Annotated in this window: 15 protein-coding genes; 7 read left to right on the top strand and 8 right to left on the bottom strand. The window is 54.1% G+C overall.

Annotation, left to right across the window (positions count from 1 at the left end; translation table 11 throughout):
• Positions 1–81 precede the first annotated feature (81 nt).
• Positions 82–996, top strand: coding sequence for an Rpn family recombination-promoting nuclease/putative transposase (locus OGX94_RS14390; protein WP_149384490.1), 915 nt, complete (start codon positions 82–84; stop codon positions 994–996).
• Positions 997–1,047: 51 nt separating this feature from the next.
• Here OGX94_RS14390 and OGX94_RS14385 read toward each other — a convergent pair whose 3' ends face one another.
• Positions 1,048–2,460 (bottom strand): aminotransferase-like domain-containing protein, encoded by a 1,413-nt coding sequence (locus tag OGX94_RS14385; protein ID WP_257662270.1) that lies wholly within the window; start codon positions 2,458–2,460, stop codon positions 1,048–1,050.
• 177 nt (positions 2,461–2,637) lie between these two features.
• On the opposite strand from OGX94_RS14385, the gene OGX94_RS14380 reads away from it, so the two are divergent.
• The 4 genes from OGX94_RS14380 (at position 2,638) to OGX94_RS14365 (ending at position 5,540) form a co-directional block, all read left to right on the top strand.
• On the top strand, positions 2,638–2,802 hold the full coding sequence (locus OGX94_RS14380; protein WP_008786105.1) for a DUF1127 domain-containing protein: 165 nt from the start codon (positions 2,638–2,640) through the stop codon (positions 2,800–2,802).
• A 146-nt stretch (positions 2,803–2,948) separates the two neighbouring features.
• Positions 2,949–3,413 (top strand): MarR family winged helix-turn-helix transcriptional regulator, encoded by a 465-nt coding sequence (locus OGX94_RS14375; protein ID WP_164563162.1) that lies wholly within the window; start codon positions 2,949–2,951, stop codon positions 3,411–3,413.
• Between the two features lie 5 nt (positions 3,414–3,418).
• On the top strand, positions 3,419–4,486 hold the full coding sequence (locus OGX94_RS14370) for an HlyD family secretion protein (protein WP_149281679.1): 1,068 nt from the start codon (positions 3,419–3,421) through the stop codon (positions 4,484–4,486).
• On the top strand, positions 4,476–5,540 hold the full coding sequence (locus OGX94_RS14365) for a DUF2955 domain-containing protein (RefSeq protein ID WP_164563161.1): 1,065 nt from the start codon (positions 4,476–4,478) through the stop codon (positions 5,538–5,540). The genes OGX94_RS14370 and OGX94_RS14365 overlap by 11 nt, the downstream gene beginning before the upstream one ends.
• A 102-nt stretch (positions 5,541–5,642) precedes the next feature.
• On the opposite strand, the gene yjiA is transcribed toward OGX94_RS14365, so the two are convergent.
• The 4 genes from yjiA to OGX94_RS14345 form a co-directional block, all read right to left on the bottom strand.
• Positions 5,643–6,599, bottom strand: a complete 957-nt coding sequence (gene yjiA, locus OGX94_RS14360; protein ID WP_003830040.1) for a GTPase — start codon at positions 6,597–6,599, stop codon at positions 5,643–5,645.
• 12 nt (positions 6,600–6,611) lie between these two features.
• Positions 6,612–6,806 (bottom strand): YbdD/YjiX family protein, encoded by a 195-nt coding sequence (locus OGX94_RS14355; RefSeq protein WP_003830038.1) that lies wholly within the window; start codon positions 6,804–6,806, stop codon positions 6,612–6,614.
• Positions 6,807–6,912: 106 nt separating this feature from the next.
• Positions 6,913–9,063, bottom strand: coding sequence for a pyruvate/proton symporter BtsT (gene btsT / locus OGX94_RS14350; protein WP_003830033.1), 2,151 nt, complete (start codon positions 9,061–9,063; stop codon positions 6,913–6,915).
• 288 nt (positions 9,064–9,351) lie between these two features.
• Entirely contained in the window at positions 9,352–9,894 is a 543-nt protein-coding gene (locus OGX94_RS14345; RefSeq protein ID WP_003830032.1) for a hypothetical protein, read from the bottom strand.
• A 191-nt stretch (positions 9,895–10,085) separates the two neighbouring features.
• Between OGX94_RS14345 and tsr the strand changes: the two genes are divergently transcribed.
• Positions 10,086–11,747 carry a methyl-accepting chemotaxis protein gene (gene tsr / locus OGX94_RS14340; RefSeq protein ID WP_008786110.1) on the top strand — a complete coding sequence of 554 codons (1,662 nt, stop codon included), beginning with the start codon at positions 10,086–10,088 and terminating at the stop codon, positions 11,745–11,747.
• 249 nt (positions 11,748–11,996) lie between these two features.
• Here tsr and OGX94_RS14335 read toward each other — a convergent pair whose 3' ends face one another.
• The 3 genes from OGX94_RS14335 to OGX94_RS14325 form a co-directional block, all read right to left on the bottom strand.
• On the bottom strand, positions 11,997–12,512 hold the full coding sequence (locus tag OGX94_RS14335; RefSeq protein WP_126957774.1) for a GNAT family N-acetyltransferase: 516 nt from the start codon (positions 12,510–12,512) through the stop codon (positions 11,997–11,999).
• A 52-nt stretch (positions 12,513–12,564) separates the two neighbouring features.
• Positions 12,565–13,926 carry an MFS transporter gene (locus OGX94_RS14330; RefSeq protein WP_003830025.1) on the bottom strand — a complete coding sequence of 454 codons (1,362 nt, stop codon included), beginning with the start codon at positions 13,924–13,926 and terminating at the stop codon, positions 12,565–12,567.
• 213 nt (positions 13,927–14,139) lie between these two features.
• On the bottom strand, positions 14,140–15,054 hold the full coding sequence (locus tag OGX94_RS14325; RefSeq protein ID WP_003830023.1) for a GntR family transcriptional regulator: 915 nt from the start codon (positions 15,052–15,054) through the stop codon (positions 14,140–14,142).
• A gap of 137 nt (positions 15,055–15,191) precedes the next feature.
• Between OGX94_RS14325 and OGX94_RS14320 the strand changes: the two genes are divergently transcribed.
• Positions 15,192–16,214, top strand: a complete 1,023-nt coding sequence (locus OGX94_RS14320) for a zinc-binding alcohol dehydrogenase family protein (RefSeq protein WP_032942306.1) — start codon at positions 15,192–15,194, stop codon at positions 16,212–16,214.
• Positions 16,215–16,224 lie beyond the last annotated feature (10 nt).

The raw sequence follows: 16,224 nt of genomic DNA, 5'->3' as shown, positions 1-16,224 counted from the left end.
GCAAAGAGAGAAAGTTGCAGGTGAGGATGTGGTTTTCCGGCGCTACAGTCATGGCATCTTATTTTCAGGTGAAGGATCGCCATGAACAAAGCTTCCGCTTCAACACCGCATGATGCGGTTTTTAAAACATTTTTACGTCACCCTGAGACTGCACGGGATTTCCTACAAATACATCTTCCCGCTTCGCTGCGCGAGCTTTGCGATCTTCGGACGCTTAAACTCGAGTCAGACAGTTTTATCGAAGAGAATTTACGTGCGTACTATTCCGATGTGCTGTGGTCGGTGAAAACGACGGATGGGGATGGATATATTTATGTAGTGATTGAACACCAAAGCACACCGGATGCGCATATGGCATTCAGACTGATGCGCTATGCGGTAGCGGCCATGCAGAAACATTTAGATGCCGGGCATCAGCAGTTGCCGCTGGTGGTGCCGATGCTGTTTTATCACGGCGCTAAAAGCCCGTACCCTTATTCGCTGTGCTGGCTGGATGAGTTTGCCAACCCGAAGCTGGCTCGTCAGCTGTATGCTGCGGCGTTTCCGCTGGTGGATATTACGGTTATTCCGGATGACGAAATTGTGCAGCATCGACGTATGGCGCTGCTGGAGTTAATCCAAAAACATATCCGTCAACGCGATCTTATGGGGTTGGTCGAGCAAATTGTTTCCCTGCTACTTACCGGACTGACTAATGACACTCAGATAAAGACGCTGTTTAATTATATTTTACGAACTGGCGATGCACCTCGATTCAGTGAGTTTATTCGCGGGGTTGCCGAACGTTCACCGCAGCACAAGGAGCAATTGATGACGATCGCGGACAGATTACATGAGGCAGGACTACAAAAAGGCAGGCTGGAAGGGCTTCGAGAGGGGCGACGTGATGAGGCACTGCGTATTGCCCGCACCATGCTGGCAGATGGCATCGATATCAGCACGGTACAAAAAATCACCCGACTTTCCGCTGAAGATATTCAGGGTTTAAGACATTAGATATAGCTTAAACTGCCTAATTGCCTGCCCGGAAGCGCCGGGCAGCTCGATCTACTCTATTGCCGTTTTTACCGCCTCTCCGAGCTTCTGCATTACTTCCCGATGCTTATCGTTTGGCGGCAATGCGCAGTTGATGCGCACACAGTTGCGATACTTCCCCGATGCGGAGAACAGAGAACCCGGTGCAACCTGGATTTTGAGGCGACAGAGCTGCTTAGCGACACAGACCATATCGACCTGGAGCGGCAGCTCGACCCACAGCATAAAGCCACCTTTTGGTCGGGTGACGAAGATCCCGCAGGGGAAGTATTCCCGTACCCAGCAGGTGTAGATCTCCATATTGCGCTGATAAATCTGGCGCATACGACGAATATGTCGATGATAATGACCTTCGCGCACAAAGGAAGCCGCTGCCAGTTGCGTAGCGGGAACGTTAGTTCCAATGACGGCGTACTTCATGTGCAGCAGTTTGTTGTAATAACGACCGGGCACCACCCAACCCACGCGCAGACCGGGGGCGACGGATTTGGTAAACGAACTGCAGAGTATTACGCGGCCGTCGCTGTCCCAGGAGTGGATCGTGCGCGGGCGCGGGTACTCTGTGGCCAGCTCGCCATACACATCGTCTTCAAAAATGACGATGTCGTGACGCTGGGCGAGGGCGAGCACCGCCCGTTTACGCGCATCCGGCATAATGAATCCGAGCGGGTTGTTGCAGTTGGGAACCAGCAGCACACCTTTGATCGGCCACTGATCCAGCGCCAGCTCCAGCGCTTCAATGCTGATCCCGGTATCCGGATCGGTTGGGATCTCAATCACCTTGATCCCTAAGCCGCGCAGTAGCTGCATCGTGCCGTAGTAGGCCGGTGATTCAACGGCGACAATATCTCCGGGCTGGCAGACCGTCAGCAGCGCCAGCGACATTCCGCTCTGACTACCGCTGGTGATCACAATATCATCTGCATTAACCACCGAACCGCCGTCCAGCATCAGCCGCGCAATCTGCTGACGCAGTTCACGGCATCCGGAGATTTCATCGTAGCCCAGTATTGCGCGCAGATTATGCTGTGCCACGCGGCTGAGCTCGCGCCACAGCGGCTTCAGGCTGGGTTGATTAATATCGGGCACGCCGCTGCTAAACGGGATTATCGATTTGTCCGCGTTGCCCTTTAGCATATCCAGCACCTGATCCCACTGTGTTATTTCGACCGGACGCTGTACCGGACGCGACATCGGTGGCACGGGTGGCTGCGCTTTTTGTGGCGCGACAAAATAACCGGAACGTGGTTGGGGCGTGATCAGCTGGCGCTGTTCCAGCGTCTGATACGCCTGCTGGACGGTGCTGATGCTGACCCCATGCTCCTGGCTCAGGCTGCGAACCGAGGGCAGTTTTTCGCCATGGCGATACAGCCCTTGCTCAATGCGTTCGGCCAGCAGATTGGCCAGATGTTGGTAACGCGTCATGCTGTATCCCTCATGGGTACCATACAGATTAAAAAATCAGTACAGATTGGTGTGAAAAAAGCGATGCAGAACTCTTTTTAACCAATCTGTATGTTAAATAAAAGTACTTTGTGAGTCTGTATTGTTTTAGGCCAGATCCGTGAAGATAAAGCCTCTGGCAAGGCGGGGAGGCAAGGTATGGAATTTCACGAGAATAAAGCAAAACAGCCGTTTATTGGGTTTGTACTGATCTGGCGGGCATACAAGGCGTGGCGGCTGCGAGCGCAAACGCGGCGCGTATTGCAACAGATGAGTGATGAGCGGCTGCGGGACGTCGGGCTGCGACGCGATCAGGTGGAGTGATTTTCTTTTATTGACTGAGGCTGGGGTTATCGTCCCGGCCTCTTTTATATTCACGATATTTATCAATTCATGCTTCTGGATAGCCTGTTCCTTGATACTTATCCTGATAAGTATTGTTTTCTTTTCAGCGATGAGGGGAAAATAAGATGACTGAAGATGAATTGTTTGCCCGCCGACCAATGGGAATGCGCATGGCAATGGTGGTGCGCCAGTGGCGGGCCATTATTGATGCTGCCATCACCGATACTGGCCTGACGCAGTCCAGCTGGACGGTACTGATGCAGCTGTATCAACTGGGAGACAACGTCTCGATCAGCGAACTGGCACAAATGCAGGGCATTGAATTGCCTCCGCTGATGCGCACCCTCTCACAGCTGGAAAAGCAGGGGTATCTGCTGCGTTCCACATCGCCTTATGACAAACGTATCCGCCTGCTAACGCTGACCGCGCAAGGCCGCTTAAGGCTGGACGAACTCAACCGGGTGATAGAGACATACCAACATCGCGTCACCTGCACCATCCCTGAGGCGGAACTCGCTTCCTTCAGCGCCACGCTCAATCAAATCGCCTGCAATCTGCGGACAATCCGCGAAGAAGACAATCAACACTAAAAAATATGATGACCCCAGAACAAAAATTTGCCCGTTGGGTAAGGGTGAGTATTGCCGCTTTCCTGGTAATATTCGCCTGGTTTATCGTTGCTGATATCTGGATCCCGCTGACGCCGGACTCCACGGTGATGCGTGTGGTAACGCCCGTTTCCTCACGCGTTTCCGGCTACGTCTCGCAGGTGCATGTACACAATAATAGCCAGGTGAAGAAGGGCGATTTGCTGTACGAACTGGATCCGACGCCGTTTATCAATAAGGTCGAGGCTGCGCAAATCGCCCTTGAGCAGGCGAAGCTGAGCAATCAACAGCTGGATGCGCAGATAGCTTCCGCGCGCGCCAACCTGCGCACCGCGCAATTCAACGCCCATAACGATAAGACCACCCTTGATCGCTATCAGCGCCTGAGCGCCATGCAGAACGTGTCGCAATCCGATCTCGACAAGGTGCGTACCGCCTGGCAGACCAGCGAGCAGTCGGTGGCGGCGCTGAATGCCAGTATTCAGAACCTGCTGATCCAGCGCGGCGAGCGCGATGACAAGCGTAACGTGACGCTGCAAAAATACCGTAACGCGCTGGAAGAGGCGCAACTGAACCTCGGCTGGAGCAAAGTATATGCCCAGACCGACGGTACGGTGAGCAATCTCCAGCTTAGCCCCGGACTTTACGCCACCGCCGCCACGCCGCTACTGGCGCTGGTCAGCCATCAGACCGATATCGTGGCTGACTTTCGCGAGAAAAGCCTGCGCCACACTCGGGTAAATACCGATGCCGCCGTGGTGTTCGATGCCATGCCGGGCAAGGTTTTCTCTGCTCGCGTTACCAGCAGCGATGCCGGTATTCTGGCGGGTCAGGAGCAGGTTAACGGCCAGCTGTCGCAGCCGGAACAGTCCACCCGCTGGGTGCGCGATGCCCAGCGTATGCGCATTCACGTCGCGCTGAACGAACCGCTCGACACGCCGTTACCGACCGGGGCGCGCGCCACGGTACAGCTGTATAACAGCGAGGGGATGTTCGCCCGCACCTTTGCCGGGGCGCAGATCCACCTCGTTAGTTGGCTGCATTATGTCTATTAACACGCTGGCCCACGTCTTTACGCCGCACGGGAATATTGTCTATACCGCCAATGATTTTCGCCAGACCCTGCGTATCTCCGTTGCCGGGACAATCGCGCTGAGTATCTCGACATTCTACAACGTGCAGTACGGCGTATTTTTTGTGGTTTATCCGCTGATGCTGCTGTCGCTGGTGCCAGTATTCAACCGCCATGTGGCAACACAGTTTGTGTTCAGCGCGGCGGTGAACTACGTTGAAATGGTGCTGATTGTCGGTTATCTCTCGCAGTGGCCGCTGATCATGACGCTGGTGGTGTTCGGCCTGTACGTGATGCGCTTTCGTTTTATGAGCAAAGGCCCGCTGTTTCTGCTCGGTTCGATGGGCGTGGTGTGCCAGAGCACGATGCTCAACTTTATGAGTTATCCCACCACCAACTGGCATACGCTGATGTTCTCCAATATGGAAGCCTGCGTCATGGCAGTGGCGCTGAGCGCGCTGCTGCATTATCTGATCCCGGACGTAGAACCTCGCCAGCCGCCGCCGCGCATTGAGAAAGATGCCGCCCGGGTGCGCCATGAATCGTTGCTTTCCGGTACGGTGGCGACGATGATTTTTGTGGTCTTCCAGATCTGCGATTTGAGTGATTCGCTGTCGGCGCTGATGGCCGGCATTTTGATCCTGTTTCCGATGCACTACCGCGGCGCGGTGATCAGCTCGATTTGGCGCGTGGTCGGCGTGGTGCTGGCCTGCCTGTATATTCTGCTGGTGCAGCTGCTTATCTATGATTTCAGCAACCATATGCTGCTGATGATGCCGCTGATTGGCCTCGGGCTGGCGTTCAGCGCCCGCCTGCACGTAATGGAAAAAGTCGGGGCGGGCGTGGGTTTTGCTAGCATCACCACTATCGGCATTATGTTTGGCCAGAACCTGCACCCGGATCAGGACCTGGTATTCAGCGATCTGTACCGTATCACCTCCGTCACCGTCGCTCTGGTGGCAACGCTCACCATGGTATTCCTGGTACACCGGGTGTTGAACTGCTTTGCCGCGACGCGATTTGTGATTACCGAGTGAGTGGGGCAAGTGCCGGATGGCGGCTGTGCCTTATCCGGCCTACGGGGAAGTGCTATTTCCAGGCCCGGTAAGCGTAGCGCCACCGGGCAATTCAGCAGGCGATTACTTCTTCAATCCCGCAAACGCGGCTCGGATCTCGTCTTCCGGCAAATTAATGCCGATAAACACCAGTTGGCTGTGCGGTTGCTCGTCGCCCCACGGGCGGTCCCAGTCGGCGCTGTACAGGCGCTGGACGCCCTGGAACAGCAGGCGGTTTGGCTCGCCTTCAATCCACAGCATACCTTTGTAGCGCAGCAGCTTCTCGGCGGATTCCAGCAGCAGGTTTTCCATCACTCGCGACACGTCGCTGATGTTTACCGGGTAATCCAGCTCGACGACGATCGAGGAGATATCGTTTTGCTTGTCGGCGATAAAGTGGAAGCGCGGTTTGGCGCTGACCACGTTCTCTTCCAGCATAAAACCGTTGGTGTCGAACAATTGCGCGAGGTCGATATCGCCATGCGTCACGGTGTAAATCGGCGCACGGGCGTTGATGCGCGACAGGCGCTCACGCAGTTTTTCGCTTTCACCCGCGACGTCGGTTTTGGTGAGCAGGATCCGGTCGGCGTAGCCGACCTGCGACTGGGCGATGGTGAACTGGTTCATCTGCTCGTCGGCATGTACCGCGTCAACCAGCGCAATTACGCCGTCCAGCAGGTAGCGTTCGCAAATCACTTCATGGGAGAAAAAGGTCTGGATGATCGGGCCGGGATCGGCCATGCCGGTGCATTCGATCACCAGACGGTCGAAATTGATGGCGCCTTTGTCGAGGTTATCGAGCAGGTCTAACAGTGCGTCTTCCAGCTCACTGGAGCGGGTACAGCAAATGCAGCCGTTGGTCAGGGTTTTGATCTGCGTGGCGCGATCGCCAATCAGCTGATCGTCCACCGAGACTTCGCCGAATTCGTTTTCGATAACGGCAATCTTGTAACCGTGCTGCTCGTTGAGAATATGGCGCAGCAGGGTGGTTTTACCCGCGCCAAGAAAACCGGTGAGTAGGGTAACTGCAATCGGGGTCATTCACTTCTCCTTCTAACAGCAACTGCTTCCGCCGCTACCGTAGCGGGCTTCCTGGCGCTCGCGGAAGAATTCTTCGTAGGTCATGTACGGCTTATCGGGATGGTTGGTCTTCATGTGCTCGACGTAGTTGTCGTAGTCCGGAATACCAATCAGCATTTTCGCCGCCTGACCGAGATATTTTTTTGCCTGACCTAAAGTACCAAACATGGAACGCCCTGTTAATGAATAAAGCCGGATGGCGGCTTGCGCCTGATCCGGCCTACGTTAACTTTACTTTGTAGGCCGGGAGCGCAGTTCGCCACCCGGCTTCAGGTTAGTGGTGTGAAGAGGTCTTCACGCCGCCTTCCGGCACCGGTACATACGGCGTCTCTTTATCAGAGCGACCGTTGATGGCGCGGGCTTTCTGCCAGGTACGGAACCCGTAGAAAATGATGCTGTACACCACCACCAGGAACAGGATACTCAGACCTGCGTTGGTGTAGTTATTGACGACGATGTGGTTCATGTTGGCAATCTGCTGAGCGGTCAGTTCGCCGCCGTTAGCAATCTTCTCTTTGTACTGATTCGCCATGAAGAAGAAGCCTTCCATCTGCGGGTTGGTGCTGAACAGTTTCAGACCCAGCGCCCAGGTGGTGCAGATAAGCAGCCATACAGCCGGAACAACGGTAACCCAGATGTATTTGGTGCGCTGCATTTTAACCAGTACCACGGTGCCGAGAACCAGTGCCACGGCAGCCAGCATCTGGTTAGAGATACCGAACAGCGGCCACAGGCTCTTAACGCCGCCCAGCGGGTCAACAACGCCTTGATACAGCAGGTAACCCCACAGGCCTACGCAGCCCGCAGTACCGATGATACCCGCAACCAGAGAATCGGTTTTCTTCAGGAACGGCACGAAGTTACCCAGTAAATCCTGCAGCATAAAGCGGCCAGAACGGGTACCGGCATCCAGTGCGGTCAGGATGAACAGCGCTTCAAAAAGAATACCGAAGTGGTACCAGAAGCCCATATCAGCCATCGGCAGCACTTTGTGGAATACGTGAGCGATACCAACGGCCAGCGTCGGTGCGCCACCTGCTCGGTTCAGAACGGACGGTTCACCGATGTCTTTCGCGGTTTGCAGGATCTGCTCAGGCGAAATGACGAAGCCCCAGGAGCTGACGGTCGCTGCCGCATGTGCGGTGACGTCTTTCAACTGCGCCATAATCAGCGGTGCGTTTTCGCCGCTCATTTCATGCAGGTTCGGCATGGTGATGCCAAGGCCCGCAGGCGGGGTGTTCATCGCGAAGTACAGACCTGGTTCGATGATAGACGCGGCAACCAGCGCCATAATTGCGACGAAGGATTCCATCAGCATCGCGCCGTAACCGATAAAGCGCGCATCGGTTTCACAGGCCAGCAGCTTCGGTGTGGTACCGGAAGCAATCAGCGCGTGGAAGCCAGATACCGCACCACACGCGATGGTGATGAACAGGAACGGGAACAGAGCGCCTTTCCACAGCGGACCGGTACCATCAACGTACTGGGTCATCGCTGGCATTTTCAGTTCCGGGTTGAGGATAACAATCCCCACCGCCAGACCGACGATAACGCCGATTTTCAGGAAGGTAGCCAGATAGTCGCGCGGGGCGAGGATCAGCCATACCGGCAGCAGCGCAGAGATAAATGCGTAGCCGATCAGGGTAAAGGTAATGGTGGTGTCTTTAAAGGTCAGCGCCGGGCCCCAATACGGGTCGTGCGCAATCACGCCGCCGAAGTAGATAGAAGCTACCAGCAGCACAATACCAATCACCGACACTTCGCCCACGCGTCCCGGTCGCAGGAATCGCATGTAGATCCCCATGAACAACGCGATAGGTACGGTTGAGCAGACGGTGAACACACCCCACGGGCTTTCTGCCAGCGCTTTCACTACGATCAACGCCAGTACTGCGAGGATGATGATCATGATTAAGAAGCAGCCGAACAGCGCAATGGTTCCCGGGATCGGGCCCATCTCTTCTTTGATCATCTCACCCAGAGATGCGCCGTTACGGCGGGAAGAGATAAACAGCACCATGAAGTCCTGTACCGCACCGGCCAGCACGACGCCTGCCAGCAGCCACAGCGTACCGGGCAGGTAGCCCATCTGCGCGGCCAGTACCGGCCCAACCAGCGGACCTGCACCTGCGATAGCGGCAAAGTGGTGACCAAACAAGACGTTACGGTTGGTTGGAACGTAGTTCAGACCGTCATTGTTGATGACCGCCGGCGTGGCACGCGTTGGGTCAAGTTTCATCACCTTTTGGGCGATGTACAGGCTGTAGTAACGATAGGCCACCAGATAAACAGAAACTGAGGCGACCACGATCCACAGGGCACTAATGTGTTCACCCCGACGTAATGCCACTACCGAGAGGCAGAATGCACCGATGATTCCGAGAATCACCCAGGGTATGTGCTTGAATATCTTTTTCGTATCCATAGTAAAACCTGGTATCTAATTAATAATTGGCCGAAGCCGCGTGGGTTTGATCTTGTGTTTGAGGAGGTTATTTGACTGCTATGTTGGGGGGATCTTGCCAGAGAATTACGCGCGTAAAGTAAGGTAAATAAGTGAGCGGTTGTATGTCAGCTTAAGCGGTCCCAAGTGTCAGTGAGCGGTAAACTGCGGGGAGAACGGGGAAATTTATGTGATTGAGATCACGGCATTATAGCGTTTGCCTGCCTACATGCCGTGTTTTCCCACTGACAAAGCACCTCACTGGGAGACTCAGATTACGATATAACAGTAAGGCGTATGTTCGATGTCTCTGAGCAACACATGTTTCTTACGTGATTTAGTCAGGTAATATTTTTCATCCAGATAGTAGTCAATGAGTTCATCGAGACGCTCTTTATCTATGCGGGGCGTTACCCCCAGCGTCCAGAAGCTACGCAGCTCTAATTCCGAACGTTTGATTTTTGCGCTTTTAACCAAATCAGCAATCATATTTCTGACGCAGCTTGTCGGATCCTGGTTCTGTTTGAGTTCAAGCGCAATGTAGCTATCCTGCGTCCAGCCTTTTTTCCGCAACAAGAAATCTGCACGTACAGACAAACGCTGTGGATTTTTCCGGAGATCGCAAGCAAGAGTTTGCTCACGCCACCATTCATGACCCGTCGAAGCTAGCAGATTGGCAAATTCTATCTGCATCCAGACTTCCCAACCGGAGATGTTGTACTGATCGATGATATTGAGCTTTTGGCGAATATCTTCACGTTCAAAAAAGTGGTGTGCGAGGGTGGATAGGTGATCAAAATCGCGATTTAACATAGAAGCATCCTTTCCTTCAAAAAACGGAATCCTACACCTAAGACGTAATGGAACGACTAATTTTTTGCGTAATTTGTCATAGGGAACGGTATTTAATGTGAAAACGATAATTTTGTGGCAATTGCTGGTACCATAAAGTTTTCTCTTTCCAGGCCGAAAACCAGAGTATCTGTCTAGCGGAAAGAGAAAACATGTTAAAACGAATGAAGATTGTTACCAGCTTACTGCTGGTATTGGCGCTATTTGGCCTTTTACAGCTCGCCTCGGGCGGCTTGTTTTTTAACTCACTTAAGAATGACAAAGAGAACTTTACCGTTCTGCAAACCATTCGCCAGCAACAGTCTGCGCTGAACGCCACCTGGGTTGAGCTGCTGCAAACGCGTAACACCCTGAACCGGGCAGGCATTCGCTACATGATGGATCAGAGCAATATTGGCAGCGGCGCGACCGTTGCCGAACTGATGCAGGTAGCCAGCACGGCGCTGAAGCTGACGGAAAAAAACTGGGCGATCTACGAGTCGCTCCCGCGCGATCCGCGCCAAAGCGAAGCCGCTTTCCAGGAGATCAACCGCACCTATGACATCTATCACGGTGCGCTGGCGGAGCTGATCCAGTTACTGGGTGACGGGAAGATCAACGCATTCTTTGATCAACCGACACAGAGCTATCAGGATGGTTTTGAGAAGCAATATATCAACTACATGCAGCAGAACGATCGCCTGTATGACATCGCGGTGGCAGATAACAACAGCTCTTACAGCCAGGCGATGTGGGTGCTGGTTTGTGTGCTGATTACCGTACTGGCGGCGATTATTGCGGTGTGGTTTGGTATCAAGCTGACCCTTATCTCCCCAATGAACCGTCTGATTGACAGCATTCGTCATATCGCCAGCGGTGACCTGGTGAAACGTATTGAAGTGGAAGGGTCCAACGAGATTGGACAGCTGGCGGAAAGCCTGCGTCACATGCAGGGTGAGCTGATGAATACCGTGGGTGACGTGCGTAACGGTGCCAACGCGATTTACAGCGGGGCCAGCGAGATTGCGATGGGCAATAACGATCTCTCCTCCCGTACCGAGCAGCAGGCTGCATCTCTGGAAGAAACCGCAGCCAGCATGGAACAGCTGACGGCGACCGTGAAGCAGAACGCCGAAAACGCGCGTCAGGCCAGCCATCTGGCGCTGAGTGCTTCTGAAACCGCGCAGAAAGGCGGCAAAGTGGTGGATAACGTGGTGCAAACCATGCGTGACATCGCGTCCAGTTCGCAGAAAATCGCCGACATTATCAGCGTCATAGACGGCATTGCCTTCCAGACTAACATTCTGGCACTCAATGCCGCAGTAGAAGCCGCGCGTGCGGGTGAGCAGGGCCGTGGATTTGCGGTGGTTGCGGGTGAAGTACGTAACCTGGCCCAGCGTAGTGCGCAGGCCGCGCGCGAGATTAAGAGCCTGATTGAAGACTCGGTCAGCCGCGTGGATGTTGGTTCAACGCTGGTAGAAAGCGCCGGTGAAACCATGGATGAGATCGTCAATGCGGTAACCCGCGTGACCGATATCATGGGTGAAATCGCCTCTGCTTCTGATGAACAGAGCCGCGGTATTGACCAGGTTGGTCTGGCCGTTGCCGAGATGGATCGCGTGACGCAGCAGAACGCCTCGCTGGTGGAAGAATCCGCCGCCGCCGCTGCGGCGCTGGAAGAGCAGGCCAGCCGCCTGACTCAGGCCGTTGCCGTGTTCCGTATTCAGCATGACCAACAGCGTGCGCGTGACGTTGCGGCCGCTAAACCGGTTTCAACGGTCCAGCCGCGCAAAGCCGCGGTAACGGATGCCGGGGATAACTGGGAAACGTTCTAAGCCTGTGATGCCGGATGGCGCTGTCGCTTATCCGGCCTACGGGAAAGTTACGTGGTTGCCGGATGGCGCTGTCGCTTATCCGGCCTACGGGAAAGTTACGTGGTTGCCGGATGGCGCTGTCGCTTATCCGCCTACGGGAAAGTTACGTGGTTGCCGGATGGCGCTGGCGCTTATCCGGCCTACGGGGAAATATACGTGGTTACCGGAAATGTTACGTAGGCCCGATAAGGCGTAGCCGCCATCGGGCAATTAGCGCAACATCAGGTGCATGGCACAGCGCGATTCAAATGCCAGTCCATGCGCTGCTTCCTCTTCTCTTTTCTGGCGCAACTTTTCAGGCAGCGTCTCGTCAGCCAGCATTTCAAATCCCAGTCGCGCGTACCACGGCGCATTCCACGTCACATCGCGGAAGGTGGTCAGCGTGAGCGACGTGTAACCTTTCTTGCGCGCCTGTTCGGCAACATACTCAATCAATCTGCGGCCAATTCCTTTTCCCTGCCACTCCAGATGCAGCGACAGTTCAGCAATAAACAGCGATGACCCCAGCGTTTCGGCAACCAAAAAACCGACCGGAAGTGCATCGACCTGCGCCAGCCAGCTCATGCCTGCGGCGGCAAAAGCCTGATGCTGAGCAGCCGATAAAATCTGGTCTTCAGCAATCCACGCCAGTTCGGGGATGCGTAAAAAACGTTGCCCCGCAGATCGTTCGATGGCGGGAAGAGCGGCAGTATCTGCCAGGGTAGTGGCGCGCAAGGTGATGTTCATACGAGGAGCATAACATGCCCGATAAACGTGGTGTTATCGGGCATCTGGAGGATTAATCTTTACGCGGATCGCTGATGGGTTGGCGAACCAGGAAGATGTAGGCGAGGGCACCCACCATGGTGACGCAGCCGCAGATGATCAGCGCCAGGCGGAAAGAGTTGGTGGTATCAACAATAAAACCGGTGACGATCGGTGCGAACGACGCGCAGATAAAGCTGGCAAAGTTCTGGATACTGCCCACGGAAGCGGTCATACGTGAGGCGACGGCGACGTGGATCAGACCCCAGCACGAGGTACCTGCGAAGTGGATACAGAACAGCGCCATACCGATCAGTAACACGGCGGCCATTGACGTTGTGGCCTGCGGCACGACGAAGGTGAAGGCTGCGGAGCAGAACATCCCGGCGATAATACAAATCTTACGGCTCTTAATCGGCGCCATACCGCCTTTCACCAGCCAGTCGGTGACAAAACCGTTAATTAGCATGCCGGCTGCGCCAAACAGGAACGGGATCGCCGCCATTAATCCGGTGCTTTTTAAATCCAGGTTGTAGGAGGTTTGCAGGTAGCCCGGCAGCCAGGCCAGGTATAGCCATGCGGTATAGTTGATGCCGCTAAAGCCCAGCATCATGCCCCACATGGTACGGTTGCGGAACAGGCTGCGCCATTCGGCAAAGCTCAGCGGATCGCGGCGGGCATTGACGCTGCCAGCGTTCAGGTACGCTTGTTCCGTGGCGCTCAGCTCAATTTGCTCGCGGTTGCGATACAGCATGTACCAGCCGATGGCGAGGAAAATACCCAGCACGCCAATGGTGATGAACATCCAGCGCCAGCCCATTACCAGCATCATGGCAGCCAGAATCGGCGGGCTAATGGCAACCCCGATGGTGGAGGCGGCGTTGAATAATCCCATCGGGCGGCCGCGCTCTTTGATGTTAAACCAGTCGTTGATGACCTTTACGCCGCACGGGTTCATTGGCGCTTCGCCGATCCCCATCCCGATACGCACCAACACAAACTGGGTGAAGCTGTGCACCATGCCGGATAGTGCCTGAAACAGCGACCAGAAGAACATCCCCAGTCCCAGCATAATGCGCGGACCTTTGCGATCCAGCAGCGGACCGCAGGGCAGTTGCGCAATACCGTAAGCAAGAGAGAATACCGACAGCAGCACGCCGATTTGCGTGGCGCTCAACCCCAGTTCTTCACGAATCGTTAAGTTGGCGACCGACAGTGAGCTGCGGTCGAGGTAATTAATCACCGCAGCAAAAAATAATAAAATCATTGCTGTGGTCTGGATACGTTTAATTCGGCTACTGCGTTGCACCATGCCCTCAGGCGGAACATTAATATCCGCAGATGACGACGTGCCAAACGAAGAACTTGGGTCGAGGGTAATATTATTTTTTTCCACGCCGGACTCCTGAACCTCAATAATTTATTTTTCACACAGCAGGACTGTGCAGTATTGAAAAAATACCAGTGATGAATCAATTTGCTCATCACTGCTCACAAAAGTTTTTAATGCAGTCGACTTAGCGTGAGCATAGGCAAGAGGTATTTTTCAGGCGTTTTTATTTTTATAAAATCGTGCTCCCGGTAATGATTTGCTGTTTTTTATCGGTACTTAATGAGCGACGTTACAACCCTGGTTGATGGAGCGAATCATCGATTGTTTGGCTGAATTCAAATGGTTACAGAGCGCGAGGGTGGCATCCAGGTCGCTGCGACATATTAGCGCGCTGAGGATGGTCATATGCTCATCAATGGCAATGATGTTACGCTGCTTGAGGTCGCTCTCATCCCACTGATAGTGGAAGTGGAAAATCACGGAGATGATTTCAAGTGATTGATTAAAAAATACATTATCGGCAGCAGAGAGTAGCAAAGCATGGAACTCACGATCTAACTGCGAGAACATGCGAAAGCTGCTGCCAATGCTGTCGCGTAGGATCCGATGGCGCTCCAGCAGCGTTTTAGCCTGCAACCAACGCGGGTCATCGTCAGGCAGATTGAGGAAATGCTGCAGAGAATGCGTTTCCAGCATCTCTCTGAGTTCAAACAGCTGTTCCGCATAGGCCTGATCGAACTGCTTCATGCTCCACTGACCGCGTTTTTCGTTTTTAATCAGGTTGTAACGTTCGAATTTTAAAAGATATTCCCGTACTACCACCGGGCTGACGCCTGCAGCTCTGGCAAGCTGCAGTTCGGAGAAGCTCTCGCCTGCACGCAGCTGTCGCTGGTTGATCATGGTGAAAAACGCCTGTTCAAAAATCCGGTTTTGCTCGGTCATGGAGGCGGTGGTGCAGGCAAAACCATCGTCATGGTCGGGTTTTCGCACGATGACGTAGTGGCTGCCGACCTGGGTCAGAACGCCGCACTCGCCTAAGTGGCTCAGCATATGGCGCACGGTGGTGCGGCTGATGTTGTACATCTCCGCCAGTGCGCTTTGTGAGGGGAGTGGGGAAGGGATATGACCACGCGCCATATCATCGATTATCTGGTTAATCACATTGTGGCGTAAGTTCTGCGAACGGCTCATGGCTTCTCCTTTTTATCTATTAAAACCCGATTTAAAACATTTTTATGCGCTGGGATTCACAGATTGTGTTTCTGCTTTCTCCGTCTTTTTTATTTTCGTTGATATCTGAGGCAACAAAAAAACAGGAGAGCAGAATCATGTCTACGATGAATACGTTGATTTGCCAGGAACCTAAAAAATTAGTCTGGAAAGAGCGCGAAATACCTATTCCGGGTGAGGGTGAAGCATTAATTAAAATTAAGTCGGTAGGAATTTGTGGTACCGATATTCATGCCTGGGGTGGCAATCAACCTTTTTTCAGCTACCCGCGTGTATTAGGGCATGAAATATGTGGGGAAATTGTCGGTCTGGGTAAGAATATACAGAATCTGAAAAATGGTCAGCAGGTGGCGGTTATTCCTTACGTGGCCTGCCAGCAGTGTCCGGCATGCCTGAGCGGGCGCACCAACTGCTGCGAGAAGATTTCAGTGATTGGCGTGCACCAGGATGGCGGTTTCAGTGAATATCTGTCCGTTCCGGTGACCAACCTGCTGGATGCGCAGGGGATTGACCCGCAGGCGGCGGCGCTGATTGAGCCTTATGCCATCAGCGCCCATGCGGTACGCCGGGCGGCGGTGGCTCCGGGTGAGCAGGTACTGGTGGTCGGCGCGGGTCCGATTGGTCTGGGGGCGGCAGCGATTGCCAAAGCCGATGGCGCACAGGTGGTGGTCGCCGATACCAGTCCAGCACGCCGGGAGCACGTGTCTTCCCGGTTGGGACTCCCGGTTATCGACCCATCCGCTGAAGATTTTGATGCGCAGCTGCGCGCTCAGTTTGGCGGTTCGTTGGCGCAAAAGGTTATTGATGCCACGGGGAATCAGCATGCGATGAACAACACGGTGAATTTGATTCGTCATGGCGGCAGCATCGTTTTCGTTGGGCTGTTCAAAGGCGATTTGCAGTTCTCTGATCCGGAGTTCCACAAGAAAGAGACCACCATGATGGGCAGTCGCAACGCCACGCCGGAAGATTTCGCCAAAGTGGGCCGTTTGATGTCGGAAGGCAAACTGACCGCTGACATGATGCTTACGCACCGTTACGCGTTTGCCACACTGGCAGAAATCTACGAACGGGATGTGATTAACAACCGTGAGCTGATTAAAGGCGTGATCACGTTCTGAGAGGGGAAAT

The sequence above is a fragment of the Citrobacter sp. Cpo037 genome (assembly GCF_030332945.1).
Lineage (GTDB): Bacteria > Pseudomonadota > Gammaproteobacteria > Enterobacterales > Enterobacteriaceae > Citrobacter > Citrobacter portucalensis.
This window is presented reverse-complemented; position numbering and strand designations above follow the sequence as displayed.

Bases quoted from the DNA above. Each gene is read 5' to 3' on its own strand.
- OGX94_RS14390 (WP_149384490.1), top strand. From the start codon at position 82: ATGAACAAAGCTTCCGCTTCAACACCGCATGATGCGGTTTTTAAAACA.
- OGX94_RS14385 (WP_257662270.1), bottom strand. From the start codon at position 2,460: ATGACGCGTTACCAACATCTGGCCAATCTGCTGGCCGAACGCATTGAG.
- OGX94_RS14380 (WP_008786105.1), top strand. From the start codon at position 2,638: ATGGAATTTCACGAGAATAAAGCAAAACAGCCGTTTATTGGGTTTGTA.
- OGX94_RS14375 (WP_164563162.1), top strand. From the start codon at position 2,949: ATGACTGAAGATGAATTGTTTGCCCGCCGACCAATGGGAATGCGCATG.
- OGX94_RS14370 (WP_149281679.1), top strand. From the start codon at position 3,419: ATGATGACCCCAGAACAAAAATTTGCCCGTTGGGTAAGGGTGAGTATT.
- OGX94_RS14365 (WP_164563161.1), top strand. From the start codon at position 4,476: ATGTCTATTAACACGCTGGCCCACGTCTTTACGCCGCACGGGAATATT.
- yjiA (WP_003830040.1), bottom strand. From the start codon at position 6,599: ATGACCCCGATTGCAGTTACCCTACTCACCGGTTTTCTTGGCGCGGGT.
- OGX94_RS14355 (WP_003830038.1), bottom strand. From the start codon at position 6,806: ATGTTTGGTACTTTAGGTCAGGCAAAAAAATATCTCGGTCAGGCGGCG.
- btsT (WP_003830033.1), bottom strand. From the start codon at position 9,063: ATGGATACGAAAAAGATATTCAAGCACATACCCTGGGTGATTCTCGGA.
- OGX94_RS14345 (WP_003830032.1), bottom strand. From the start codon at position 9,894: ATGTTAAATCGCGATTTTGATCACCTATCCACCCTCGCACACCACTTT.
- tsr (WP_008786110.1), top strand. From the start codon at position 10,086: ATGTTAAAACGAATGAAGATTGTTACCAGCTTACTGCTGGTATTGGCG.
- OGX94_RS14335 (WP_126957774.1), bottom strand. From the start codon at position 12,512: ATGAACATCACCTTGCGCGCCACTACCCTGGCAGATACTGCCGCTCTT.
- OGX94_RS14325 (WP_003830023.1), bottom strand. From the start codon at position 15,054: ATGAGCCGTTCGCAGAACTTACGCCACAATGTGATTAACCAGATAATC.
- OGX94_RS14320 (WP_032942306.1), top strand. From the start codon at position 15,192: ATGTCTACGATGAATACGTTGATTTGCCAGGAACCTAAAAAATTAGTC.